The organism is Ruegeria sp. F5 (genome assembly GCF_056533845.1).
Map to the genome: position 1 here is coordinate 1 of NZ_JBQFOU010000022.1, position 22,489 is coordinate 22,489.

Below are 22,489 nucleotides of genomic sequence, written 5' to 3' on the forward strand. Positions count from 1 at the left end.
ACGCCCCGCCCATCGTATAGATGCCGCCCGCCGCCATGTTGACCGAGCAGAACCCGCCATGGGCCGCGTAGTTCGGGGTGCCGAAATTCTGCGCCCAGAAACTGGTGAAGCTCTGGCTTTGATCGCGGCCGGTGAAAAAGGCCAGCTTGTGCGGCGCGGTTTCGTGCAACTCGTTCAGCCAGCCAACGGCGGTGCTGATCGCCTCGTCCCACTCAATCTCGCGGAACTCGCCCGAGCCGCGCGGGCCGACACGGCGCAGAGGTTTGCGCAGCCGAGACGGCGCGTTGACCTGCATGATCCCGGCACTGCCCTTGGCGCACAGCACGCCTTTGTTCACCGGATGGTCGCGGTTGCCCTCGATATAGGCGACCTTGCCGTCTTTCATGTGAACGTTGATGCCGCACCGACAGGCGCACATGTAGCAGGTGGTCTTGCGAACCTCGTCCGAGACCTTTGGCGATGTGTCGATAACTGGCTGATTCATATCGTCTCTTTGGCTGTTGGTCTGAACTTTGCCGCGTTCCGCCCGGATCAGAGCACGTCAGCGACCTTGGGTTATCCGACTTCTTTTTACATTTCCGCCTGCTGCGCCTGCACCGCCGTCACCGCAATCATGTGCAGGACATCTTCGGCCGAGCATCCGCGCGACAAATCGTTGGCCGGTTTGGCCAGCCCCTGCAGCACCGGTCCGATGGCTTCGACCCCGCCGATCCGCTGCGCGATCTTGTAGCCCAGATTGCCTGCGTCCAGATTGGGGAAGACAAAGACATTCGCTTCCCCCTTCAGGGGCGAATCCGTTGCCTTTGTTGCCGCCACTTCGGGCACGAAAGCCGCGTCGAACTGCAATTCACCATCGATCAGCAGGGACGGGTCCGCTTCGCGGGCGATCCGCGTGGCCTCGACCACCTTGGACACCCTGGGGTGATCTGCACTGCCCGATGTGGAAAAGGACAGCATCGCCACCCGCGCCGGATCTCCGGTGAGGGCGGTGTAGGACGCGGCAGAAGCCCGCGCGATTTCCGCCATTTGCTGCGCATCCGGGTCCACGACCAGACCGCAATCGGCAAAGATGCGCGCGCCTTTAACCTCGTGATGGTCGCGACAGAACAACATCAGAAAGAAGCTGGACACCATCGCGGCGCCGGGCGCGGTGCCGATGATCTGCAGCGCCGCACGCACCGTGGCCGAGGTGGTCTCGACCGCGCCGCCGACCGTGCCATCGGCAAGGCCTTGCTGCACCAACAGTGCCGCATAAACCAACCGGTTAGACACCTGTTCGCGCGCGGCCTCGGGCGTCATGCCCTTGTGGCGGCGCAGCTCATACAAGGCCTGTGCCAAGGCCGGAGCGTGGGCCGAGGTCTTGGGGTCGTGAATCTCGATCCGGTCCCGGTCGTAGCCGTCATGGGTATCCAGCAGGGCCGAGACACGTGCCGTATCGCCCACAAGAATGATGCGGGCGACACCTTCCCGGACAGCTTTCACCGCCCCTTCTACAATGCGCGGATCATCGCCCTCGGACAGGGCGATGATCTTGTCAGAGCTGGTTGCAACCCCGAGTATTTCGCGCAGGGGTTTCAAGCCCTTAGGCCCCTGCCTGCGGGGTCATGTCTGCGGCGCTGATCCCGGCAACTTCGACCGGTTTCTTCATCGCATCGCGGCGGAAGGGCTCACCCAGTTCCTGATTGATCATGGCTTCGATCAGGGTGGTGATGCCGTTCTTCTGATCCTCGATCGCCTGATTCAGCGCTGCGGTCAGTTCGTCCATGGTGCGGGCGATCACGCCTTTCAGGCCGCATGCCTGCGCGATGCCGGCATAGGACACTTTGGTGTCCAGCTCGGTGCCGACAAAGTTATCGTCGAACCACAGGGTCGAGTTCCGCTTTTCCGCACCCCACTGGTAGTTGCGGAAGACGATCTGGGTCACGGCGGGCCATTCGTCGCGGCCGATGGCCGTCAGCTCGGTCACGGCGATGCCAAAGGCACCGTCACCCGAGAAGCCGACGACCGGTACATCCGGGCAACCGATCTTGGCGCCGATTACCGAAGGCAGACCGTAACCGCAGGGGCCGAACAGGCCGGGGGCCAGATACTTGCGGCCTTCCTCGAACGACGGATAGGCGTTGCCGATGGCACAGTTGTTGCCGATATCGGACGAGATGATCGCCTCTTTCGGCAGCGCCGACTGGATCGCGCGCCACGCCATGCGGGGGCTCATCCAGTCCGGTTTGGCGGCACGGGCGCGCTCGTTCCAGGTGGTGCCGGGATCGTCCTGCTCGTGGTCCATCGAAGTCAGTTCCTGGGCCCAGCGCGATTTTGTTTCGGCGATCTTCGCCTTGCGCGCGTCGCGCCCTTCGTCACCTGCGGTGTCCGACAGTTGCGCCAGGATATTGGTTGCAACGGTGGCTGCGTCGCCCACGATGCCGACCGAGACCTTCTTGGTCAGGCCGATGCGGTCGGGGTTGATGTCAACCTGAATGATCTTCGCGTTGGCCGGCCAGTACTCAAGACCATAGCCGGGAAGGGTCGAGAACGGGTTCAGGCGGGTGCCAAGGCAAAGCACCACATCGGCCTGGCTGATCAGCTCCATGCCGGCTTTCGAGCCGTTATAGCCCAGCGGGCCAGCGAACAGCGGGTGCGAGCCGGGGAAGGCGTCGTTGTGTTGGTAGCCTACGCAGACCGGGGCATCCAAACGTTCGGCCAGTGCTTTCGAGGCTTCGATGCCGCCCGCGGAAAGAACCGTGCCCGCGCCGTTCAGGATGACCGGGTTTTTGGCTTCGGACAGCAGCGCGGCGGCTTCAGTCACGGCCGACGCACCGCCAGACGGCAGTTCGAATTCGACAACGGCGGGAATTTCGATGTCGACAACCTGAGTGAAGAAGTCACGCGGGACGTTGATCTGTGCCGGAGCCGAGGCGCGCTTGGCTTTGGTGATCACGCGGCTCAGAACCTCGGCCATCCGCGAGGGATCGCGCACTTCTTCCTGATAGCAGACGCAGTCCGCGAACATGCGCATTTGTTCCATTTCCTGGAAACCGCCCTGACCCATGGTCTTGTTGGCGGCCTGCGGTGTCACCAGCAGCAGCGGCGTGTGGTTCCAGTAGGCGGTTTTGACGGCGGTGACAAAGTTGGTGATGCCGGGGCCGTTCTGCGCGATCATCATCGACATCTTGCCGGTGGCGCGGGTGTAACCGTCGGCCATCATGCCGCCCGAGCCTTCGTGCGCGCAGTCCCAGAAAGTGATGCCTGCTTGTCCGAAGATATCCGAGATCGGCATCATCGCCGATCCGATGATTCCGAACGCATGTTCGATCCCGTGCGATTGCAGAACCTTAACAAAAGCCTCTTCAGTGGTCATTTTCATCTGAGTGTTCTCCGCGCATATATGGAAAGGCCGGGCACCCCGCCCCGCCGTTGCATACGGTTGTGGCCCATGGGACGGGGCGGCGTTAGGGCCAGAACGCAACGCGGATTATATCCAGAGCGGCGCTATCCGGCCCGAATGGCGTCGGCGATCAGCTTGATTCCGGGTTCGATCCGGTCCGTTGCGATCGAGGAATAGCCGAGGCGATAGAAGTTCCTGGGCCTGTCGGGGCCGGAAAAGAAGGGCTCTCCGGGCTCGATATGAACGCTTTGCCGTTGCAGCGCATGTGCGAGTTTTGTGGTGTCGGTGCGCGCGGGCGCGGCCATCCAGATCGACGATCCGCCCAGAACGCCCCGTCCGGCGACCGTCAGGCCATGCTGATCGATGGCGGCATCCAGCGCCCGGCGCCGGTCTGCCAGCGTGTTGGACATGCGCCTGATCTGCGCGTCGTAATGGCCCAGAGACAGGAAATACGCAGCCGTGCGCTGAATATGGCCGGGCGGATGGCGCAGGACCAGCGAACGCAAGGCGCGGGCCTCGCGAATGAACCGCTCGGACCCGACCATGTAGCCAAGTCGCAAGCCCGGAAACAGGGATTTCGAGAAACTGCCCACATAGATCACACGGCCATCGCGATCCATGGATTTCAGTGCCGGCGAGGGCGCGCCCAGAAAGGCCATCTCGAACTCATAGTCGTCTTCGACGATCATCGCGTCCAGATCGCGGGCCCGGTCAAGCAGAGCGCTGCGCCGATCAACCGGCATGGTCGCGGTTGTCGGGCTTTGGTGGCTGGGGGTGGTGAATATGACGTCCACATCATCCGGAATCGCATCGGGCGGCAATCCGTCCCGGTCCACCTTCAATGGCGCAACCGTGCAGACCCAATGGTTCAGAAGATCCCGCAGCGCGTAGTAACACGGGTCTTCGATCGCAGCCCTTCGTCCGTTGTTCAACAGGATGCGCGAGGCCAGCCAAAGCGCGTTCTGCGCCCCCATGGTGATCAGAATCTCTTCGGGCCGCGCGGCGATGCCCCGGCGGGGCAGGGTGTGGCGGGCGATGAACTCGACCAGCAGCGGATCGTCCTGATCCACGTAATCGGCGGTCAGCGACTCGAAATCCTTGTGCCCCAGCGCCCGCACCGCGCAAAGCCGCCAGTTGGCGTGATCAAACAAAGTACGGTCCACCTGCCCGTAGATGAACGGGTAGCGATAGCTGCGCCAGTCGGTGGGTTTCGGCAGAACGTCCCCGCCCGAATATGTACGGGCCAGCGCCTTGTCCCAATCCACGGTTTCGTCCCCGCGCGGGACCGGAGTGTATTTCGGCGGCACCGGCGCGTTCTGCGACACGTAATAGCCCGACCGGCCCTTTGCGGTCAGGTAGTCATTGGCCAGCAACTCGGTATAGGCCAGTGTGACGGTGATCCGGCTGACGCCCAGATGCGCCGCCAGTTTGCGGGACGAGGGCAGCTTTTCGCCCACATGAAGCCGACCCGACAGAATGCCCTCGGCAATCATCTGTTGGATCTGCGCCTGCAGCGTGCCTTGTCCGTTAAGTTCAAGAAAGAACGTATCGACCGATATTCCCATAGCAGTCTTATAGGTTGGACTTATGCCGCGGGCAATCTGGACCTAACACAAATTTACCGTCAATCGCGAAATTCACGTTGACGCATTCGAACTATTAAACTAAATAACCAGAAAATTAGTTTAATGGAGAAATCAGATGTGGGAAACAGCAGCAGCAGGGTTTTCAGCCATGGGGTCCGAGGCCCGGCTGAAAGTTCTGAAAACGCTGGTCCGGGCGGGTGAGGCCGGGCTGACCGTCGGAGAAATCCAAAACCGGACGGGCATCGCGCCATCCACGCTGGCGCATCACCTGCGGTTCCTCGCGGCCGGTGGCGTTGTCGAGCAAGAGAAAACCGGGCGCAGCACGATCAACCGCGCCTGCTATGACGAGCTTAGAAATCTGGCGGAGTTCATCCTCAGCGAATGCTGCGCCGACGAAGTGGGAAAGGCCGCGAACGATGGCTGAGTTGACGCAAAACCCCAAGGCTTCAGCCAAGGCGCTAATCGATCTGGTCAAGACCCCCTGGGCGCTGATCGTCGTGATTCTTGCGGCGGTGGCTATTCTGGACCCGGGCAACTGGGCTGAGGTTGTCACATTTGCGGGCAAGGCGCTGGCGCATACCGGCCAGTACATCCTGTTTGCCGTTCTGTTGCTGTCCTACCTCAAGGCCACCGGGGCCGAGGTCATGGTGGCGCGCGCCTTTGAAGGGCGCGAGACGCGGATGATCTTTCTGGCAGCACTGTTCGGCGGCCTGGCCCCGTTCTGTTCCTGCGAAGTCATTCCCTTTATCGCCGGGCTGCTGGCGCTGGGCGCTCCGCTATCTGCCGTCATGGCGTTTTGGCTGAGTTCACCGCTGATCGACCCGCCGACCCTGCTGATCACCGCAGGCGCGTTGGGCTGGCCCTTTGCAATCGGCAAAGCCGTCGCCGCTGTCGCGCTGGGCCTGTTCGGAGGCTTTGCCATACGCCTGCTGATGAAACAGGGGGCCTTTGCGCAGCCCTTGCGCGTGTACAAGCCCGCCGGATGCTGCGGCTGCGGTCCGAAGCAGGACGACAAACCGGTTTGGAAGTTTTGGCAGGAGCCCGAGCGCATTCAGCGGTTCCGGTCCGAATTCATCCATAACGGCCTGTTCCTGCTGAAATGGCTGGCCTTTGCCTATGTGCTCGAAGCGTTGCTGGTCAGCTATGTGCCCGCCGACCTGATCGCCCGCGTTGTCGGAGGCGAAGGCGTGTTGCCCATCGTCACCGCTGCTCTGGTCGGAATGCCGGCCTACCTGAACTCCTACGTCGCGCCGCCGCTGCTGGCCGGGTTGATGGAGCAGGGCATGAGCGCTGGTGCCGCAATGGCCTTCATGGTCGCCGGGGCGGTCAGTTCGATACCGGCCATGGCGGCGGTCTGGTCCCTGGTCAAGCCGCGCGTGTTTGCAACTTATCTGGTCCTTGGGGTCAGCGGCGCAATCGTCACCGGCATCCTGTTCCAGATGATCTGAAAACAAAAAAACCGCCCGGCACAGTCGCCGGGCGGTTTTTCCTGGACATTCGTAGACTCACCCCGCCTCGCAGAAACGCGGAAGCTTGAACCGGTACCGCGCCTCGCCGCTTTCCACGTAGACGCGCTTTTCCACGCAGGCGCTGGTGCCGACGGTCTGGGACACCGGTGCCTCGGTCGAGGTGATCGAGGCGGCAGAGCCATCCGGCAACCGGACCGAAGCGATGACGCCGTTTTTCAGGTCTCCGTTGATTGCGGTGGCCGACAGGACCGGGACGGTCATGAAGGAATGATGCTCGTGCTTGCCATCATCGCCCAGCACAAACAGGGACGTGACAATGACGATCATGACAACGCCCCCGGCCAGACCCAGCCCCCAGGTTTTCAGAAAGGCATAGATCGAAACGGCGCGGTGCGGGCCAAAAACGGCGGACAGAACGTTCAGCATGGGTTTCCCGTTGGAAAAGCCCCGGACCGTTCAGGCCGGGGCCATCAGAGCATCAGAAACGCGGGGTCTCTTCGTCTTCTTCCTCGCCGCCGCCTTTGGGCAGGTTGAAGAAGCTGTCCGCGTCGACCATCGGCTCGTCTTCTTTCTCGTCCTCGGAATCGTCGGACAGCGAGAAGGTTTCCAGCCCTTCGATGGCCGTCGGGATTTTGGGCGCGGCGTCCATTTCCAGCGATTGCTCGGTCGAGACCAGCTTGCGGCGCTCATCATCGCTCATGACACCGCCCTCGGCGGCTTTCTTCGCGGCGGCCTTCTGAACCACGGCATCCAGTTCCGACTGTTTGCACAGGCCCAGCGCCACCGGATCGATGGGCTGCATGTTCGAGATGTTCCAGTGGGTGCGTTCACGGATCGACTGGATGGTCGGCTTGGTGGTGCCCACCAGCTTGGCGATCTGGCCGTCGCTCAGTTCGGGGTGGAATTTGACCAGCCACAGGATCGAATTCGGACGGTCCTGACGCTTGGACAGCGGCGTGTAGCGCGGGCCACGGCGTTTTTCTTCGCCAGCGGCCGACGGGTTGAACTTGAGCTTCAGCTTGTGCAGCGGGTTGTTCTGGGCCGCGTCGATCTCTTCCTGCGTCAGCTGGTTATTGGCAAGCGGGTCGAACCCTTTGACACCAGCGGCCACGTCGCCATCGGCGATGCCCTGCACCTCGAGCTCGTGCATGCCTACGAAATCTGCGATCTGCTTGAAGCTGATCGTGGTGTTGTCCACCAGCCATACGGCGGTTGCCTTGGCCATCAGGGGTTTTGCCATCAGCCCGTCTCCTATAAATACATCTGTCCCGTCGCCGGAATTCGGCGGCCCCGAGGTATTGGGGCAGGTTTCCGTTGTCGGGGAACTTGGGGCTTATATAGTCGCGTCAGGGTAAGAAGGGAAGAGGCGAATGCGCTGGGTGATTTTGTGGATTGCAAGCGCTGTGGCGGCGCTGGCCGAGGGCGAAAAGGCGGGTGCGTTCGACTATTACGTCCTGTCGCTGAGCTGGTCGCCCAACTGGTGCGCGCGCGAAGGCGATGCGCGCGGGTCGGACCAGTGCGATGCGCGCCATGACCACGGCTGGGTCCTGCACGGGCTCTGGCCGCAATATCATCAGGGCTGGCCATCCTATTGTCCCACGCCGAATGCCCCACCATCGCGGGCCATGACCCGCGAAATGGAGGATATTCAGGGGTCTTCCGGCCTTGCGTGGCATCAGTGGAAGAAGCACGGAACCTGCTCGGGCCTCAGCGCGCCCGACTATTTTGCCTTGTCCCGGCAAGCGTATGAGGGCGTCCAGCGCCCGCCTGTGTTCCGCAAGCTGGACAAGTCGGTCAAACTGCCCGCCTCGGTGGTGGAAGAGGCGTTTTTGAAAGCCAACCCGACGCTCGAGCCCGACATGATCACCATCACCTGCAAACAGGGCTATATCGAAGAGGTCCGCCTGTGCCTGTCCCGCGCCCTTGATCCGGTGCCGTGTGGCCGGGATGTGATCCGCGACTGCACCGCGACGGTTGCGCTGTTCGATCCGATTCGCTAAAGCTCACCGCTTTGGCATTCCCGCGCGTATTCCAACGCCTTGGCCGTGCCTTTCAGATCAATCGCCATGACGGTTTCACCTGCGGGGTTGTAAACGGTCAGGGTCTTGTTCTGCGCAATCGCATTGACGAAATTGCGGTCGGTGAAGAATACCGTTGCCCCCGGCACGTCGCGTTCATTGAACCCGATGGCGGTGGCGTCAAAGCTCTTGCCGTCCAGCTCGAACCGGATCGGATAGCTCTTGCCCTGCTCGATCTGCCCCCAGGCCTTGTTGTAAACCGCGAAATACCCGCGATTGTCCAACGCATCATAGCCCAACCGCACCACCGACAGGTCCTGATACACCGTCTGGATCAGGCACCCGTTGCCAAGGGCAGGGTCCATCATGATGTTCCAGCCTTCGACGAAACCCTTATCGATGAGTTGTTGAGACAGGGCAGAGGTGGCGGTGAAGGCGGCGAGGGTGAGGGCGAGGAAACGTTTCATTATGAGTCCCGTTGCAATTGGCGTCCTGTTGTCCCTACCTAACCTCAAAGCCGTTCCGGGCAAAAGGAATACTCTGACGCCCATGGGTCTTGTCTGTCGAAAGAACTGTTGCCGCAGTTGTGATAGAATGACCTTTGTCGCAGAACGTGAGATTTGCAATGACGGCCAATTCAGAACAGGCGGAATACTGGAGTTCGGCACCCGGCCTCAAGTGGATCAGATTTGAAGAGGATTTAGATGCTGTCTTTGGGTCCGTAACCAACGAACTCATTCGACGGGCGCGTCCACGTCCGGGTGAGCGGTTGCTCGACATTGGTTGCGGAACTGGTGCGGCGAGCGTCGCATTTGCGGGGCATTTGGCCCCGGCGGGGACTGTAACGGCATTGGACATCTCTGAACCGCTGCTGAAGCATGCCAAGTCCCGCGCCAACGAAATGTCCATTAAGTCCAGATACTGCCTGCTGGACGCGCAAAACGACGCGATACCCACTGCACCCTTCGATCTCGTGATTTCTCGGTTCGGGGTCATGTTTTTTTCCAACCCGGTCGCCGCTTTCGCAAACATACGTCGGCATATGTGCCAAAAGGGACGGCTGGTTGTTGCGGCGTGGGCACCAATGAATGCAGAAAACCCGTGGTTCGAGATTCCTTTCCAGGCGGCGATGTCGCACTTGGGGCCACCTGATCCCGAGGAACCCAATGCGCCGGGTCCGCTTGGCTTTCAGGACATCAGCTATGTTGTCGATGTGTTGCAGGATGCGGGGTTCAGTGACGTAGCCGGCGATGTCGCTGAGATTACTTTCGAGCATTCAGGCCCGCTCAAAAAAGTTTCCGACCTGGCAGCCAATATAGGGCCAGCGGCTCGTATTCTTAAGAAATACAATGGAACGGCAGCGGATGTCGAAGCGATCCAAGAGGCGGTTTTGAAAGGCTTCAGAAGATTTGAAAAACCTGAGGGTGTGAGAATTCCCGCAAAACTGAATTTTTTCGAGGCGGTGAATACCGGCTAAAGTTCCTTCCGCGCCCTGAGCGCCGCCGTAATCGTCCCGTCATCCAGATAATCCAGTTCCCCCCCAATCGGCACGCCCTGTGCCAGTGAGGTCAGGCGGACCTGCCCGTCCAACTGATCGGCGATGTAATGAGCGGTGGTCTGGCCATCGACGGTGGCGTTGAGCGCAAGGATGACCTCGGTGATCCCTTCGGCCAGCACCCGGTCCTTCAAACGGGGGATGCGCAACTCGTCCGGGCCGACGCCGTCCAATGCTGACAGCGTGCCGCCCAGCACGTGGTAGCGGCCTTTGAACACGCCCGCCCGTTCCATCGCCCAGAGGTCGGCGACGTCCTCGACCACGCAGAGCTCTCCGGTCGCGCGGGCCTCGGCGTCGCAGATGTCACAGATATCGGTGGTGCCCACATTGCCGCAGTTCAGGCATTCGCGGGCGGTGATGGCGACCTGCTGCATGGCATCAGACAGAGGTGTCAGCAGCAGGGCGCGTTTGCGGATCAGGTGCAACACCGCCCGGCGGGCCGAGCGGGGGCCGAGGCCGGGCAGTTTGGCCATCAGGTCGATCAGATTGTCGATGTCGCTGTTGGAACTCACGGCCTGTCCTGTCTGGCGCCGGAGGGAGCCTCCGGCGGGAGTATTTTTGAAAAGATGAAGATCAGAACGGCAGTTTGATATCTGCAGGCAGGCCCATGCTTTCGGTCAGCTTGGCCATTTCCGCCTGCGCGCGGTCGGCCGCCTTGGTCTGGGCGTCCTTGATGGCGGCGAGGATCAGGTCTTCGACCACTTCCTTGTCGTCGCCGTTGAAAATCGACGGGTCGATGTCCAGGCCTTTGAGCTCGCCTTTGGCGGTGGCGGTGGCTTTGACAAGGCCCGCACCGGATTCGCCGACAACCATCAGGTTGTTCAGCTCCTCCTGCATTTCGGTCATTTTGGTCTGCAGGTCCTGCGCGGATTTCATCATCTTGGCCATATCGCCCAGACCGCCTAGTCCTTTGAGCATCGGTATTCTCCTATATGCGGGGGCGCAACGCGCCGTGTATGAGTTTCGCACATATCGCAATTGCAAGAGCGAGGAACAAGAGGGGAGATCCAATACAGCCCTCCTGCATCGCTTCCCACCGGATATCGTCAAGAATTGGGCCGTAATAATCTACGGTAATCATGAGGGCGAGTGCTACCCAAACGAAAGCGATCACCCATTTGAGTGCTCTTCGTTTTGATAGGATTGCGAGCGCAGTAACGCCTATTAAAACGAGTACGATCGGATTGAAGGTCAGTGCTAAGAACTCGTCAAGCATAGATGCCGGGCCAGAGGCAGAGTTCCATAGCGGCCTTTCCTTATCGCAGACTTCCGCCACCGCGCTTGTGGCGAAAAGCAAAAGGATCAATCCTCCTCGAACGGATCCCATTCGTCTTCGACCTCGGGCAGGGCTTCGGTTTCGACCTTGGCGGCAAGTTCTTCGGGGGTTTCGATCTTTGTGATCTTCGCCTTGGGGAATTGCGCCAGAACGGCCTGCACCAGCGGGTGTTGTTCGGCCTCGGCTTTCAGGGCAAGTTCCGCCTTGTCCCGCACCTCGGCGATGGTCGGCGCGTTGCCTTCGGACACGATGGAGACGGCCCAGCGGTTGCCGGTCCAGCGTTGCAGGGCAGAGCCAAGCCGGGGGGCCAGATCCGTCGGGGCCTGCGATGCGGGGGTGAATTCGATCCGGCCCGGCTGGTAGGAAACCAGACGCAGGCCGGTCTCGACCTCGACCAGCAATTTCACGTCCCGGTTGGCGCGGATCAGTTCGACTACATGTTCGAAGGTCGGATAGCGGGCGAGGGCGGCCTGCGTATCCTGCGCCAGTGCAGCCACCGGCGCGCCGCCCGATCCGCGCGGGGCGGGGGCGTAGGTTGAAGATACGGCGCTGGCCTGAACCGGCGGTGCGCCATTGCCGGGCAGGGGAACGCCGCCGCCGGGGCCACCGGGCGGGGGCGGCGGGGCGTCCTGCAGGCGTTTGATCAGCTCTTCCGGGCTGGGCAGGTCGGCCACATGGGTCAGGCGGATCACCGCCATTTCGGCGGCCATCATGGCGTTGGGGGCGGCTGCGACCTCATCCAGCGCCTTCAGCAGCATCTGCCACATGCGGGTCAGGACGCGCATGGGCAGGGCCTCGGCCATCTGCTGACCACGGGCACGTTCGTCGGGCGAGACCGTCGGGTCTTCGGCGGCGTCGGGGGTGATTTTCACCACCGAGACCCAATGGGTGATCTCGGCCAGATCGCGCAGCACGGCCAGCGGGTCGGCGCCTTCGGCGTATTGGGCGCTCAGCTCGGTGAGCGCACCGGCGGCGTCGCCGCGCAGGATCATGTCGATCAGGTCCAACACCCGGCCCCGATCCGCCAGACCCAGCATGGCGCGCACCTGATCGGCGCTGGTCTCGCCCGCGCCATGGGATATGGCCTGATCCAGCAGCGAGGTCGCATCGCGGGCCGACCCTTCGGCGGCGCGGGTGATCAGCGCCAGCGCATCCTCGGCGATCTGGGCCCCTTCGGCATCGGCGATCTTGCGCAGCAGGTCGATCATGTCTTCCGGTTCGATCCGGCGCAGATCAAAACGCTGGCAGCGCGACAGCACCGTGACCGGGACCTTGCGGATCTCGGTGGTGGCGAAGATGAACTTCACATGTTCGGGCGGTTCCTCGAGCGTTTTGAGCAGCGCGTTGAAGGCGCTGGTCGAGAGCATGTGAACCTCATCGATGATGTAAATCTTGTAGCGGGCCGAGGCTGCGCGGTAGCGGACGCTGTCGATGATCTCGCGAATATCGTTGACGCCGGTGCGGCTGGCGGCGTCCATCTCCATCACGTCGACATGGCGGCCTTCCATGATCGCCACGCAATGTTCGCACTGGCCGCAAGGTTCAGTCGTGGGGCCGCCCTGACCATCCGGCCCGATGCAGTTCATCCCTTTGGCGATGATGCGCGCCGTGGTGGTCTTGCCGGTGCCGCGAATGCCTGTCATGACAAAGGCTTGCGCGATGCGGTCCGCCTCGAACGCGTTTTTCAGCGTGCGCACCATCGCGTCCTGTCCCACAAGATCGGCGAAAGTTTCCGGGCGGTATTTGCGGGCGAGAACCTGATAGGCGGGGCTGGGCGTGTCGGTCATGTCTGCTTTCGCGGATTCGAGTTCTGCCGCAGCGTAGAGGTCGCCGCCGCCCGCGTCCACAGCGCGTCGTCAGGATTTTTGTTTTGGAAAACGCGGGTCCTTGCGTAAACTGGTTCGGCCTATTCCAGAGACTGTATTTTTGGCGATTATTTCATGAGGGGACTTGGTTTATGTCTCAGATGGCGATCTACGCGCTGCAAGTTGGGGGCGGTACGCTGGCCCTGACGCCGATTCCGGGCTGCAGCGGGGACTATTCCGGTGATCTGGAACTGATTTCGGACTGGAAGCCGGGGCTGGTGATTTCGATGACCACCGCGGTCGAGATGTTGCAGCACGGCGCGCAGGATTTCGGCAGCGATATTCAGGGCCGCGCCAGCCGTTGGGTGCATCTGCCGGTCGAGGATTTCGGCGCACCACCGCAGGCGGTGCTTGACGCGTGGCCCTCGGTCAGCGCGACGGTGCGGCATGCGCTGTCCGGCGGCGGGCGGGTGCTGGTCCATTGCCGGGGCGGCTGCGGCCGGTCGGGCATGGTTGTCCTGCGGCTGATGGTCGAATGCGGAGAGCCCCCGCAAAAGGCGCTGGCGCGGTTGCGGGCCATCCGGCCCTGCGCGGTCGAGACCGAGGGGCAGATGGCCTGGGCCGTCGGGACGGCACAGGTGGTGAGTGACGCTTGACTCAGGCTGAAACCCGATGCGGTTCAGCCCGCCTTTCGGGCGGGGTGATCGCTGTTGCGTCAAGCATTGCGCAGGGTGGGCTGGCGACTACACCCGCGGGCAATGGGCTGAAGCCTGTGCCAAAAATCATGTCGGCGTAGCGGTCCAGCCTGTCCAGATCATCCTCGGCGCCCTTGCCGCAAAACACCCGGATCTGATCCGGACGAGCGCGGAACCGGGCGGTGCAGCCGCCGGGGCAAAACCTCAGCTCGCTGCTGCCTTCGATTTCGAACTCAGCCGTGGTGGCGGGTCCGGCTTCTGCCACCGCCTGTGTCAGCGCACGCGCCATCCGGGCCAGCGCCGGGCAGGTTTTGCCGGTCCGCTGGCACACGGTTGCGGTGAATTCATGCGTCTTTGTCTTCCAGATCATCCTGCGCCCTCCGCGCGGCGGACGGGGGATGTGGATCAGGTAGGACTGCGCGAAGCTGTCAGGACCTGCCCGGACACCCCGCCCGAGTTTCGGTTTCAGTTCTGATGGCAGGTCTCCTGACTTGCGGGTCAAAGCGTTGCCGACCTTCCCAGCCTTTCGGCCAGTGGTGTTCCGGCAGTGCTCACCGCTTACAGTTGCGGGGGCAGTCGCGGCCTTGGTTCGTTCCGGCATCGCCGGGCAGAACCGCACCGAGTTCCCTTTTCATCCCGACCCCTTGTGGGGGCCGGAAACCATCACACAATCGCTAGCGGTTGGCCGGGCCCCGAGTCAAGCTGATCTTGATCAGCATTTTGCGCCCTCGGCCCGAAGTGGACGTTTGGTCATGTGGCTTCGCTGTTGACTTGGCCGTGCCGTTCAGCGCCTGATCAAGAAATGAACCGAATAGTTCAGATTGATTCCGAGGGTGCCATGTTGGACGCGCAGCAAACGGTTTTGACAGAAGACTTCCAGTTTCCGTCCGGCCCGGCGATGCTGTCGGCGCGGCTGTACCGCCCGGTTTCCGATCCCGAAACTGTAGTTGTGCTGAACAGCGCCACCGGCGTTCCGCGCGAGTACTACCGGCATTTTGCCCATTGGCTGGCATCGGACCGGGGCATGGCCTGCCTGACCTATGATTATCGCGATTTCGGGTCGTCCGCGTCGGGGCCGTTGAAGCACTCAAAGGCCACGATGGCGGATTGGGCCCTGATCGACATGCCCGCCGCCCGCGCCGAGATGCGCCGCCGCTTCCCTGACGCGCAGCACTGGACCATCGGCCATTCGGTCGGGGCGATGCTGGGACCGGTGCAGCCCGATATCGACCGGATCGATCGCATGATCTGCGTGTGTTCGGGGCTGGTCACGCTGTCGGATCATCCCTGGCCGTATCGGGCGCTGGCAGGGCTGTTCTGGTACGGCCACGCGCCGCTGACGGTTCACGCGATGGGTTACCTGCCGGGCAAGGCGCTGGGGTTTGGCTCGGATTTGCCTGCGCCTGTCTATTGGCAGTGGCGCAGATGGTGCACGGCGCCGCTCAACTACGTGCCCGACATTGGCACGAGCCTGCCAGAGGCCAAATGGTCCGGGTCAGGCGTGCCTGTGGACCTGTTCACCTTTGAAGACGATCAGATGGTCCCGCCCGAAGCCGTCTGGCGGCTGGCCGATCTGTACGGGTCCGGGGCAAAACGGCTCCTGCTGTCGCCAAAAGACTTCGGCGTAAGCGATATCGGCCATATCGGCGTTTTTGCGCGCCGCAACGCTGCCGTCTGGCCGCGTCTGATTGGCTGAGAAAGGGCACCGGTGATCCGGTGCCCCTGCCGTCACAGACCCTTGCGGGACTTCTTGTCCTGCATCACGGACCGCACCATCTTGCCGAACGCCTTGTCGCGCGCCCGGGACTGCGCCACGGTTTCAGAATTCCTCTGATCCTCGCGCCGCAGCTTCCGCCACCGCTCCAGCCGGTCGGCATCCAGCGTACCGTCCCCGATGGCCGCCTGCACGGCGCAACCGGGTTCAGCCTCGTGCTGGCAGTCCGAAAACCGGCACATGTTGGCGAGTTCGAGGATGTCCGAGAACACCTCGTCCACACCATCCTGCGCGTCCAGCAGCCGCAGGGCGCGCATGCCCGGCGTGTCGATCAGCCAGCCGCCGTTTTGCATCCGGTGTAGCGCGCGCGACGTCGTGGTGTGCCGCCCGCGTGCGTCATCTTCACGAATGCCGGCGGTTCCGTCCTGCCGCCCGGTCATCCCGTTCGCCAGCGTCGTTTTGCCCACGCCGGACGACCCGACCAGCGCGGCTGTCTGCCCCGAAGGGCACCACGACAGCACCTGCTGGATATCGTCAGCCTTCAACGCGTTCACCGCAAGAACCGTCAGGAACGGTGCCAGCGCCTGCGCCCGGGCGGCATAGTCGGAAGGATCTGCACAGGTGTCTGCCTTGGTCAGAACCACAACCGGGTAACAGCCGGATTGATGGGCCAGTGCCAGATACCGCTCCAGCCGGGGCGGATTGAAATCGGCATTGCAGGAACTGACGATGAACAGCACATCGACATTGGCGGCGATCAGCTGCGCCTCGGCCCCAGTGCCTGCGGCGCGGCGTTGCAGGGTGCTGCGCCGGTCCAGCAGGTGCCGGACGCGGTTGTGGTCGTCGCTAAGCACCCAGTCACCAACGGCAAATTCGCCGGTGGGCCGGTCCGGGGAGAGCAGGGGCGTTTCGCCATCCGCGTTCACTCCGATCAGCCGGTCGCGGTGCACGGCGGTGATGCGATAGGGATTGCACGATGGATTGGCCGCGTGCTGCGCGGCAAAGTAAGAGGACCATCCAAGGTCCGTAAGGGTAAGAGTCATTGGTCTGCCTGAGTTCAGATACAGCAAAACCCACAGATGGCGGGCGCGCATCCGTCGGTCATGGGTTCAGGCAGTCGCGTGGATAGGGTTCAGAACCGCTCTGCCCGAAGGGTCTTTGCTACATTCATAAAAGCCCTCCTGCGGCTGGGGTTTGCGTAAGTGAGAGGTTGGACATCGACCCAAGCGGGGCTCGTTGTGGCTGCTTCCTTCCGGACCTGACCAGGTTGGCGAGGCGCTCGCCCGCGCCAACCTCTCGACCCCGATATAGGCAGGTGCCGGGCAAAAGACAACCCGTCAGAGCGTCAGGCCTATCCGCTGGAACCCCTCCGCGTCGCGTCCCAGCGGCTTGGAGTTGAAGATGTCCAGCTCATCCAGATACTTGATTGCGCCGGGGCCGGTTCTGAGGACGGCGCCAGCCCCGGACAGAGGGGCGAAAGAAAAGGGGTGCGGCGCGTCCTCAAGCGGGTCACGCGGCAGGGTGTCCGACAGGTAACCTCTGAGGACATGCTTTATTTCCAGCGTCGGCAGGTCGAGGATTCGGCTTTGGAACACCGTCGGAAATTTGCCGCCGCCACTGGCCCGGTAGTGGTTCAGCGCGACCGCGAACCTCTGATCCGGGCGGACAGGTTGGCCCCCGAATTCCAGAGCGGACACCCTGTTATGGGCGGGGTCGATCAGCCCCCCCTCGGCGTCGAAGCGCGCGGGTTGGGACAGGTCGAACCGATAGGTGAGGCCGAAGAGCACGTCGAAATTATACCCGGCGCGGCGGGGGTCGATCAGGTCGGCGGTTTGGCCGGTGTTTTGTTGATTGAAAACGCTAGCGGACATTTCCAGCCAGTCCCGCAGCTGCGCGCCGGTCACGACAACGCCCCGCAATTCGTTTGGAAACAAATGCAGGTCGGCGATGTGGCGCAGGCAGATTTCCCCGGCGGGAACCTGAGTGTACCAGCGGGGGCCGGCGCGCCCGCCGCTTTTGCAGGGTGCAACCGCTGACAGAACGGGCAGGTCGGCCAGACCGGATGCAGACAGATGCGGGCGCAGCGCCGCAGCTTGCGCCGCCGCCACCAGAGCAAGCCCCCGATCCGGCGCGCAGAGGCTGAAGTAGCTGTGCAGATCGCGCGGGATACGGGCGACCGGTTCCGCTACCATCGCCCGCGTCTGCGCGTGCGCCTGGGCAAAAAGCCCCACGAACTGAGGATCCTCGGGCACCGGTTCCTGATGAGGTTCTGCAACGACAGGCCGCAGCTCAGCACCGCTGCCTTCGATGCGCCATGTGCCGGAGGGGCCACGGGACAGCGACAGGTCGATCACTCCGAGATATGAACCCGCCGAGCCGGGCATGACCGCCGGTTTGCCGTGAATGCGTCCGGCGACGTGATCGACATGGGCAAGCCCCTCATGCGCCGGACCGGGCAGAGTCAGATGGGTGTGCCCCGCAATGATCGCATCGATGCCGTCAATCGCGGCCAAAGGGATGGCGGCGTTTTCCAAACCGGGGGCGGGCTGTGGCTCACCAAGGCCGGAATGCGACAGGGCAAGGATCAGATCACACCCCTCGGAGCGCAGATGTTTCACCTGCTTGTGCGCCGCTTCAATTATGTCCTCGGCAATGACCTCGTCCTGCAACAGATGAGATTCCCAGCGGGCGGTTTGCGGCGGCAGGACGGACAGAACGCCGATGTGAATGGCGGCAGGCTTTCCCTGCCATAAAACCGTACGCTCCAGAATAGTGCCATCCGCCCAAATCTGCGGTGCCTTCAAGCGGCGCATGTTGCTGCACACGACCGGGCAGGGGGCCTGAGCGAGGATGCGGTCCAGCACCGGCAGCCCGAACCCGAAGTCATGGTTTCCAAGCGCAATTGCGTCGTACTCCAATGCTCCGAAAGCCTGCATCAGCGGATGGGGATCATCCTGCGTTGCCGCCCATTCGCCCAGCTGCGTGCCCTGAAGGGAATCGCCATTGTCGAACAGCAGCACAAGACTGTCACCGGCCTGTGCCCGGGCCTGCCGGATCAGCGTGGCCGTCCGCGTGAACCCAATCGATGGATCGGACCGGTCGGCATAGTAGTCGAAACCGGTCAGGTTCATATGCAGGTCGGTGGTCGCCAGAATGCGGATATTGGCCCCAGATGTTCTTGCCGGGTCTCGCCCCGGCAAAGATTTGTTTAATATCAATTTTCTACTTTTGGATGCTGTTTCTTAATCAAATTCACTAGAAAGTATAATAGATGAATTTTCCGGGGCCTGCATGCGGCCTTTCCGTGGCAACAGTTGGATTTCCAGCCGGTGAATTGCCATTGCAACAGCGGTGCAGTCATGGCAGCCCTGTGCGCAGGACCCAAAGGACATTCAATGAAAAACGCGGAACTGGTGACATTTGGCGGCTCGGGCCTGAACCGGGCGGCGCATCTTCGCGGCGATGGTGACAAGCTGGATGCGGCGCGCCGTGATCCGATGGCCAGATGCGCGCTGGTCTGGCGCGGAAAGCTGCTGGTGCAGGGCGAAGGGCTGGACCAGCTGGCGCTGATCCCGATGACCCATGATCTGATCTGCAATGGTCCGGGCGGGGTGGTCGAAGCGCCGATCCTTCTGGGATGTACCGAAGCGGGCGCGCCGGTCTTTGCAGCGGATATTTCGAACTGGGCGGCCGAGGGTCTGGATCTGACTGGGATGGGCGAGTTCGTCGACAGGTCCGAACAGCAGCACCCCGATCTGCCCCAAGGGTATGTGTTTGCCGAGTTGCGCCGGATCATGACACGCCTGTCCGCGCGCGACGCGGAACTGGCGGCGACCGCCAAAGCCGTGATCGGCTGGCATCAGACGCATCGCTTTTGCGCCCGCTGCGGTGCGCCCAGCGAGCTGTCTCAGGCCGGATGGCAGCGCAGTTGCCCGTCCTGCGGCGGCCAGCATTTCCCCCGTACCGATCCGGTTGTGATCATGCTGATCACCCATGGCGATTGCGTCCTGATGGGGCGGTCTCCGGGCTGGCCCGAGGGGATGTTTTCCCTGCTGGCGGGGTTTGTCGAACCCGGTGAAACGCTTGAAGCCGCCGTGCGGCGCGAAGTGATGGAGGAAGCGGGCGTGCCCGTTGGCGCGGTCTCCTACCTGTCCAGCCAGCCCTGGCCGTTCCCGGCCTCGCTGATGTTCGGCTGCGCGGGCGAGGCGCTGTCGCGTGAGATCGAAATCGACCCGGTCGAGATCGAACAGGCGATGTGGGTCAGCAAAACCGAGATGATGCAGGCTTTCGCGGGCGAACATCCCGCTTTGCTGCCCGCCCGCAAGGGCGCGATTGCGCATTTCCTGCTGAAAAACTGGCTTGCAGATACGCTGGACTGAGGAAAAACTGGCACCAAGGCACGACGGGCAGCAAAGGACGACATGCAGTTTTCAGCGCGCGAAGATATCGAGGCACCGATCAATTCGGTGTTCGAGATGGTTTCCGATTTCGAACGATTCGAACGCCTGGCCATGCGCCGGGGGATCGAGGTGCGGCGGACGGCGGGCGGTGCGCCCTTCGAGGCCGGAGCCGCGTGGCAGACCGAGTTCAAACTGCGTGGCAAACCCCGGCAGATGTCGGTCCTGATGACCGATTGCGACCGACCCACCCAGATGCGGTTCGAGGCCAGCAGCAAAGGCATGGCCGGGGTCACAACCGTTGATTTCCTGGCCCTGTCGCAGCGTCGGACGCGGTTGAATGTCGAGATGTCGCTGGCCGCCAAATCTCTGCCCGCGCGGCTGTTGCTGCAGTCGCTGAAACTGGGACAGGCGCGCTTTCGCAAACAGTTTCAGGTACGCCTGAGCGAGTTTGCCCGCGAGCTGGAACAGCGGCATCTGTACGGGGCATAAGATGCTTTCAGCCGGGACGGATCGCGCATGGACAAATTGATCATACGACGGGCAATTGGCGATGACGCCGCCGGGATCGCCGATGTCCTTCAGGAACTGGTCCGGGCCGGTAAACGTCACAAGCCAAGTACGCCGGATTTCGCCCGGGCGCATTACATCGGTCACGACGACCAAATCCGGTGCACGGTTGCAACGGACGCAGGCGGGCTCATCCTCGGGTTTCAGTCCATGAAGATCGCGACCCAGAACAACCCATATGGCGCGCCGGTCGGCTGGGGTGTGATCGGGACCCATATTCGGCCTTCCGCGGCCCGGCGCGGCGTTGGGCGCGCCTTGTTTGCACGAACTCTTGAGATTGCGCGGCAGCATGGTTTGCCCGCCATCGACGCGACAATAGGCGCGAACAACGCCGAGGGGCTGGCCTATTACGAAGCCATGGGGTTCAGGCAGTACCGTCTGCGCGAGGGATCGGTTTCAAAGGAATTTCGGCTTGAAAACCGGTCCACTGCCGAGGAATCGTAGGCTGGCCCCAAATCTTGTCAGTTGATCTGCTTGATGGCGCAGCGCTCTGGCCTGCAAACAAACCTCTTCAGCCGCGCGGTTGCGCTGCAGGGTAAACCCCCAGAATCTCGACATTTGTCGTGAAATGTTCCAACTCGTCCATTGCCAGTTGCACGTTACGGTCGTCCGGGTGGCCGACGATGTCGGCATAGAACTGCGTTGCCGTGAACGAGCCGTCCAGCATATAGCTTTCCAGCTTGGTCATGTTGATCCCGTTGGTCGCAAACCCGCCCATCGCCTTGTACAGCGCCGCCGGAATGTTGCGGACCTGAAACACGAAGCTGGTGATCATGCCGTGATCGCCCCGGCGCGCCAGATTGGCCTGCCGTGACATCACCAGAAAGCGGGTCGTGTTGTCGTCATGGTCCTCGATATGGCGGGCCAGAACGTTCAGCCCGTATATCTCGCCCGCGAGTTCACTCGCCAGCGCGGCGGAGTGGATATCGCCGGTCTCGGACACCTCGCGCGCGGCGCGGGCATTGTCGGGGCTGACCCGGCCGCGAATGCCGTGTTCGTTCAGGAACCCGGCGCATTGCGGCAGCAGGACAAGGTGAGAATGCGCCTCAGTCACGTCCGCAAGTTTCGCGCCCGGCACGGCCAGCAGGTTGATGTGAACCCGCACGAAAGCCTCGTCGATAATGTGCAGCCCGCTATGGGGCAGCAGCCGGTGGATATCGGCCACCCGGCCATAGGTCGTGTTCTCGACCGGCAGCATCGCCAGATCGGCCTCGCCTGCGCGGACCGATTCGATCACATCCTCGAACGTACGGCAGGGCAGGGCCTCCATATCCGGGCGCGCATTGCGGCAGGCCTCGTGACTGTAGGCGCCGGGTTCCCCCTGAAAGGCAATACGTTTGGTCATTTGGTCGATTCCGTGCAACAAGTTCTTGAATTGGGCGTTTAGTCGCGGTGTCTATACCTTGCCTCTTGTCAGGGGAAGCCTTAGACACCCCGCAGACAGCTGAAATGGACTCGCGATCAATGTTCGACACGATGACAGTTACCAAGGCCGCCGCAGGCCTGTTTGGCACCTTCCTGGTGTTGCTTCTGGCCAAATGGGGGGCGGATGTCCTCTATCATGGCGGTGGCCATGGCGATGCCGAGGCCGCTTACATTATCGAAACCGACAGCGCGGGTGAAAGCGCCGACGGCGAAGAAGTGGTGTTCGAGGACATGCTGGCCGCCGCAGACCCGGAAAAAGGCGCGCGCGTGTTCCGCAAATGCACCGCCTGCCACAAGCTGGAAGACGGCGCCAACGGCACCGGCCCCTATCTGTTCGGTATCGTCGACCGCCCGGTTGCTTCGGCCAACGGCTTCACCGGCTATTCGGCCGCGATGCAGGCGCATGGCGGCAACTGGACACCCGAGGCACTGGATGCGTTCTTGGAACGCCCAAGCGCCTATATCTCGGGCACATCGATGAGCTTTGCAGGCCTGAGAAAGCCGGAAGAGCGCGCCGATCTGATTGCCTATCTGCAGACAATCGGCAACTGATTGCCGGACCGTCTGCCCGAATTCAAGGCCGTTGCCCCGAGCAGC

23 protein-coding genes, 1 other RNA gene, 1 pseudogene and 1 riboswitch are annotated in these 22,489 nt (G+C 62.3%); of the genes and pseudogenes, 10 read left to right on the forward strand and 15 right to left on the reverse strand.

What is annotated here, in order from left to right; genetic code table 11:
* From ACR0K1_RS22095 to pdxR, 4 genes and pseudogenes are all read right to left on the reverse strand, one after another.
* Positions 1-484 (reverse strand): annotated as a pseudogene (locus tag ACR0K1_RS22095) (formate dehydrogenase); the annotation flags it as partial.
* A gap of 86 nt (positions 485-570) precedes the next feature.
* Positions 571-1,578: a phosphate acetyltransferase gene (gene pta, locus ACR0K1_RS22100; protein ID WP_480616678.1), complete on the reverse strand. Its 1,008-nt coding sequence runs from the start codon at positions 1,576-1,578 to the stop codon at positions 571-573.
* A gap of 4 nt (positions 1,579-1,582) precedes the next feature.
* Positions 1,583-3,361 carry a sulfoacetaldehyde acetyltransferase gene (gene xsc, locus ACR0K1_RS22105; RefSeq protein ID WP_480616680.1) on the reverse strand — a complete coding sequence of 593 codons (1,779 nt, stop codon included), beginning with the start codon at positions 3,359-3,361 and terminating at the stop codon, positions 1,583-1,585.
* A gap of 125 nt (positions 3,362-3,486) precedes the next feature.
* Entirely contained in the window at positions 3,487-4,947 is a 1,461-nt protein-coding gene (gene pdxR, locus ACR0K1_RS22110) for a MocR-like pyridoxine biosynthesis transcription factor PdxR (protein ID WP_480616681.1), read from the reverse strand.
* A 136-nt stretch (positions 4,948-5,083) separates the two neighbouring features.
* Between pdxR and ACR0K1_RS22115 the strand changes: the two genes are divergently transcribed.
* Both ACR0K1_RS22115 and ACR0K1_RS22120 read left to right on the forward strand, forming a co-directional pair.
* Complete coding sequence (locus tag ACR0K1_RS22115) at positions 5,084-5,392, forward strand: ArsR/SmtB family transcription factor (RefSeq protein ID WP_480616682.1); 309 nt, start codon at positions 5,084-5,086, stop codon at positions 5,390-5,392.
* Positions 5,385-6,416, forward strand: coding sequence for a permease (locus ACR0K1_RS22120; RefSeq protein WP_480616683.1), 1,032 nt, complete (start codon positions 5,385-5,387; stop codon positions 6,414-6,416). Before ACR0K1_RS22115 ends, ACR0K1_RS22120 begins: the two co-directional genes overlap by 8 nt.
* A gap of 57 nt (positions 6,417-6,473) precedes the next feature.
* On the opposite strand, the gene ACR0K1_RS22125 is transcribed toward ACR0K1_RS22120, so the two are convergent.
* Positions 6,474-6,863, reverse strand: coding sequence for a hypothetical protein (locus tag ACR0K1_RS22125; RefSeq protein WP_480616684.1), 390 nt, complete (start codon positions 6,861-6,863; stop codon positions 6,474-6,476).
* Between the two features lie 52 nt (positions 6,864-6,915).
* Entirely contained in the window at positions 6,916-7,677 is a 762-nt protein-coding gene (locus ACR0K1_RS22130) for a DUF1013 domain-containing protein (RefSeq protein WP_480616685.1), read from the reverse strand.
* Positions 7,678-7,807: 130 nt separating this feature from the next.
* On the opposite strand from ACR0K1_RS22130, the gene ACR0K1_RS22135 reads away from it, so the two are divergent.
* Positions 7,808-8,437 carry a ribonuclease T2 family protein gene (locus ACR0K1_RS22135; protein WP_480851911.1) on the forward strand — a complete coding sequence of 210 codons (630 nt, stop codon included), beginning with the start codon at positions 7,808-7,810 and terminating at the stop codon, positions 8,435-8,437.
* Here the strand turns inward: ACR0K1_RS22135 and ACR0K1_RS22140 are convergent.
* Entirely contained in the window at positions 8,434-8,922 is a 489-nt protein-coding gene (locus tag ACR0K1_RS22140) for a hypothetical protein (protein ID WP_480616687.1), read from the reverse strand. The two genes, ACR0K1_RS22135 and ACR0K1_RS22140, sit on opposite strands and share 4 nt — an antisense overlap.
* A 158-nt stretch (positions 8,923-9,080) precedes the next feature.
* Here ACR0K1_RS22140 and ACR0K1_RS22145 point away from each other — a divergent pair, with 158 nt between their 5' ends.
* The gene (locus ACR0K1_RS22145) at positions 9,081-9,932 is read left to right on the forward strand and encodes a class I SAM-dependent methyltransferase (protein ID WP_480851912.1); all 852 of its coding nucleotides are present in this window, start codon (positions 9,081-9,083) and stop codon (positions 9,930-9,932) included.
* Here ACR0K1_RS22145 and recR read toward each other — a convergent pair.
* The 3 genes from recR to ACR0K1_RS22160 all read right to left on the reverse strand — a co-directional run bounded on the left by recR (position 9,929) and on the right by ACR0K1_RS22160 (position 13,073).
* Positions 9,929-10,522: a recombination mediator RecR gene (gene recR, locus ACR0K1_RS22150; RefSeq protein ID WP_480616690.1), complete on the reverse strand. Its 594-nt coding sequence runs from the start codon at positions 10,520-10,522 to the stop codon at positions 9,929-9,931. The genes ACR0K1_RS22145 and recR overlap by 4 nt on opposite strands.
* A gap of 61 nt (positions 10,523-10,583) precedes the next feature.
* Positions 10,584-10,928, reverse strand: a complete 345-nt coding sequence (locus ACR0K1_RS22155; RefSeq protein WP_480616691.1) for a YbaB/EbfC family nucleoid-associated protein — start codon at positions 10,926-10,928, stop codon at positions 10,584-10,586.
* Between the two features lie 384 nt (positions 10,929-11,312).
* Complete coding sequence (locus ACR0K1_RS22160; RefSeq protein ID WP_480616692.1) at positions 11,313-13,073, reverse strand: DNA polymerase III subunit gamma/tau; 1,761 nt, start codon at positions 13,071-13,073, stop codon at positions 11,313-11,315.
* Between the two features lie 170 nt (positions 13,074-13,243).
* Between ACR0K1_RS22160 and ACR0K1_RS22165 the strand changes: the two genes are divergently transcribed.
* Positions 13,244-13,747, forward strand: a complete 504-nt coding sequence (locus tag ACR0K1_RS22165) for a protein-tyrosine phosphatase family protein (protein ID WP_480616694.1) — start codon at positions 13,244-13,246, stop codon at positions 13,745-13,747.
* A 1-nt stretch (position 13,748) separates the two neighbouring features.
* On the opposite strand, the gene ACR0K1_RS22170 is transcribed toward ACR0K1_RS22165, so the two are convergent.
* Positions 13,749-14,156, reverse strand: coding sequence for a hypothetical protein (locus tag ACR0K1_RS22170; RefSeq protein ID WP_480616696.1), 408 nt, complete (start codon positions 14,154-14,156; stop codon positions 13,749-13,751).
* A gap of 89 nt (positions 14,157-14,245) precedes the next feature.
* Positions 14,246-14,465, reverse strand: a riboswitch (cobalamin riboswitch).
* Between the two features lie 123 nt (positions 14,466-14,588).
* Here ACR0K1_RS22170 and ACR0K1_RS22175 point away from each other — a divergent pair.
* Complete coding sequence (locus tag ACR0K1_RS22175) at positions 14,589-15,482, forward strand: alpha/beta hydrolase family protein (RefSeq protein WP_480851913.1); 894 nt, start codon at positions 14,589-14,591, stop codon at positions 15,480-15,482.
* 32 nt (positions 15,483-15,514) lie between these two features.
* Here the strand turns inward: ACR0K1_RS22175 and rsgA are convergent, their stop codons facing one another.
* The 3 genes from rsgA to ACR0K1_RS22190 form a co-directional block, all read right to left on the reverse strand.
* Positions 15,515-16,543: a ribosome small subunit-dependent GTPase A gene (rsgA, locus tag ACR0K1_RS22180; RefSeq protein WP_480616699.1), complete on the reverse strand. Its 1,029-nt coding sequence runs from the start codon at positions 16,541-16,543 to the stop codon at positions 15,515-15,517.
* Positions 16,544-16,700: 157 nt separating this feature from the next.
* An RNA gene (ffs, locus tag ACR0K1_RS22185) (signal recognition particle sRNA small type) lies at positions 16,701-16,799 on the reverse strand.
* 38 nt (positions 16,800-16,837) lie between these two features.
* The gene (locus ACR0K1_RS22190; RefSeq protein WP_480851914.1) at positions 16,838-18,700 is read right to left on the reverse strand and encodes a bifunctional 2',3'-cyclic-nucleotide 2'-phosphodiesterase/3'-nucleotidase; all 1,863 of its coding nucleotides are present in this window, start codon (positions 18,698-18,700) and stop codon (positions 16,838-16,840) included.
* 195 nt (positions 18,701-18,895) lie between these two features.
* Between ACR0K1_RS22190 and nudC the strand changes: the two genes are divergently transcribed.
* The 3 genes from nudC to ACR0K1_RS22205 are packed head-to-tail and all read left to right on the forward strand — an operon-like array spanning position 18,896 to position 20,911.
* Positions 18,896-19,879, forward strand: coding sequence for an NAD(+) diphosphatase (gene nudC / locus ACR0K1_RS22195; RefSeq protein ID WP_480616704.1), 984 nt, complete (start codon positions 18,896-18,898; stop codon positions 19,877-19,879).
* 42 nt (positions 19,880-19,921) lie between these two features.
* On the forward strand, positions 19,922-20,389 hold the full coding sequence (locus ACR0K1_RS22200) for an SRPBCC family protein (RefSeq protein WP_480616706.1): 468 nt from the start codon (positions 19,922-19,924) through the stop codon (positions 20,387-20,389).
* Positions 20,390-20,416: 27 nt separating this feature from the next.
* Positions 20,417-20,911: an N-acetyltransferase family protein gene (locus tag ACR0K1_RS22205; RefSeq protein ID WP_480851915.1), complete on the forward strand. Its 495-nt coding sequence runs from the start codon at positions 20,417-20,419 to the stop codon at positions 20,909-20,911.
* A 67-nt stretch (positions 20,912-20,978) separates the two neighbouring features.
* Here the strand turns inward: ACR0K1_RS22205 and ACR0K1_RS22210 are convergent, their stop codons facing one another.
* Entirely contained in the window at positions 20,979-21,812 is an 834-nt protein-coding gene (locus ACR0K1_RS22210) for a prephenate dehydratase (protein WP_480616708.1), read from the reverse strand.
* A 119-nt stretch (positions 21,813-21,931) separates the two neighbouring features.
* On the opposite strand from ACR0K1_RS22210, the gene ACR0K1_RS22215 reads away from it, so the two are divergent.
* Complete coding sequence (locus ACR0K1_RS22215) at positions 21,932-22,444, forward strand: c-type cytochrome (protein WP_480616752.1); 513 nt, start codon at positions 21,932-21,934, stop codon at positions 22,442-22,444.
* Positions 22,445-22,489: the final 45 nt, after the last annotated feature.

Bases quoted from the DNA above. Each gene is read 5' to 3' on its own strand.
- ACR0K1_RS22130 (WP_480616685.1), bottom strand. From the start codon at position 7,677: ATGGCAAAACCCCTGATGGCCAAGGCAACCGCCGTATGGCTGGTGGAC.
- pdxR (WP_480616681.1), bottom strand. From the start codon at position 4,947: ATGGGAATATCGGTCGATACGTTCTTTCTTGAACTTAACGGACAAGGC.
- ACR0K1_RS22135 (WP_480851911.1), top strand. From the start codon at position 7,808: ATGCGCTGGGTGATTTTGTGGATTGCAAGCGCTGTGGCGGCGCTGGCC.
- ACR0K1_RS22210 (WP_480616708.1), bottom strand. From the start codon at position 21,812: ATGACCAAACGTATTGCCTTTCAGGGGGAACCCGGCGCCTACAGTCAC.
- ACR0K1_RS22115 (WP_480616682.1), top strand. From the start codon at position 5,084: ATGTGGGAAACAGCAGCAGCAGGGTTTTCAGCCATGGGGTCCGAGGCC.
- ACR0K1_RS22215 (WP_480616752.1), top strand. From the start codon at position 21,932: ATGTTCGACACGATGACAGTTACCAAGGCCGCCGCAGGCCTGTTTGGC.
- ACR0K1_RS22205 (WP_480851915.1), top strand. From the start codon at position 20,417: ATGGACAAATTGATCATACGACGGGCAATTGGCGATGACGCCGCCGGG.
- ACR0K1_RS22200 (WP_480616706.1), top strand. From the start codon at position 19,922: ATGCAGTTTTCAGCGCGCGAAGATATCGAGGCACCGATCAATTCGGTG.
- ACR0K1_RS22120 (WP_480616683.1), top strand. From the start codon at position 5,385: ATGGCTGAGTTGACGCAAAACCCCAAGGCTTCAGCCAAGGCGCTAATC.
- ACR0K1_RS22140 (WP_480616687.1), bottom strand. From the start codon at position 8,922: ATGAAACGTTTCCTCGCCCTCACCCTCGCCGCCTTCACCGCCACCTCT.
- xsc (WP_480616680.1), bottom strand. From the start codon at position 3,361: ATGAAAATGACCACTGAAGAGGCTTTTGTTAAGGTTCTGCAATCGCAC.
- ACR0K1_RS22145 (WP_480851912.1), top strand. From the start codon at position 9,081: ATGACGGCCAATTCAGAACAGGCGGAATACTGGAGTTCGGCACCCGGC.
- ACR0K1_RS22155 (WP_480616691.1), bottom strand. From the start codon at position 10,928: ATGCTCAAAGGACTAGGCGGTCTGGGCGATATGGCCAAGATGATGAAA.
- ACR0K1_RS22160 (WP_480616692.1), bottom strand. From the start codon at position 13,073: ATGACCGACACGCCCAGCCCCGCCTATCAGGTTCTCGCCCGCAAATAC.
- ACR0K1_RS22175 (WP_480851913.1), top strand. From the start codon at position 14,589: ATGAACCGAATAGTTCAGATTGATTCCGAGGGTGCCATGTTGGACGCG.
- ACR0K1_RS22125 (WP_480616684.1), bottom strand. From the start codon at position 6,863: ATGCTGAACGTTCTGTCCGCCGTTTTTGGCCCGCACCGCGCCGTTTCG.
- ACR0K1_RS22165 (WP_480616694.1), top strand. From the start codon at position 13,244: ATGTCTCAGATGGCGATCTACGCGCTGCAAGTTGGGGGCGGTACGCTG.
- nudC (WP_480616704.1), top strand. From the start codon at position 18,896: ATGAAAAACGCGGAACTGGTGACATTTGGCGGCTCGGGCCTGAACCGG.
- rsgA (WP_480616699.1), bottom strand. From the start codon at position 16,543: ATGACTCTTACCCTTACGGACCTTGGATGGTCCTCTTACTTTGCCGCG.
- ACR0K1_RS22170 (WP_480616696.1), bottom strand. From the start codon at position 14,156: ATGATCTGGAAGACAAAGACGCATGAATTCACCGCAACCGTGTGCCAG.